The organism is Mesorhizobium sp. M7A.F.Ca.CA.002.09.1.1 (assembly GCF_003998555.1).
In the GTDB taxonomy this organism is placed as follows: Bacteria; Pseudomonadota; Alphaproteobacteria; order Rhizobiales; family Rhizobiaceae; genus Mesorhizobium; species Mesorhizobium ciceri.
Genome location: NZ_RZRR01001619.1, coordinates 1 through 442, shown reverse-complemented (window position 1 = coordinate 442; position 442 = coordinate 1). Strand labels below are relative to the sequence as shown.

The 442-nt window shown below is 61.3% G+C and carries 1 pseudogene; it reads right to left on the bottom strand.

From position 1 onward, the window contains the following. Positions 1-307: 307 nt before the first annotated feature. Positions 308-442, bottom strand: a pseudogene (locus EN994_RS36630) (aldo/keto reductase); the annotation flags it as partial.

Here is a 442-nt window from a genome sequence, read left to right as displayed (position 1 = left end):
GCTTCAGTCTCGTCTTCGGGCTTCGAACGTTCCCTCGCTGCAACCTTGGCTGCCAGCTTCTCGGCCTTCTTGGCCGCCTTCTGGCGGTCGCGTTCCTTGCGTTCCTGATCGTAGTTTGGTGGTCGCGCCATATCGGCTCCTTTTTCACTGCCTCGCGGCTCTGGTCCTGCCTAGGAGCATTAGCCGTCAAACACAACAGCTGAAGCGATAGTGCGTCGATGATGGCCAGGCTTGCAAGATGCGCGCCGCAATGATGGGGCCATGCCCATCATTGCGGCGGCGATACCTATCGCCATCGATTTGCCGATCAGATGCCGCTTCGGTCAATCACCAGATCGGCGGCACCAAAGCGGTCCTTTGCCGTCAGCTGCTGGTGCCAGTAGGGATAGAGCAAGGGCGGCCGGCTGACCGCGTCGAGGCGCGCGCGCTCCTCGTCGGAAAG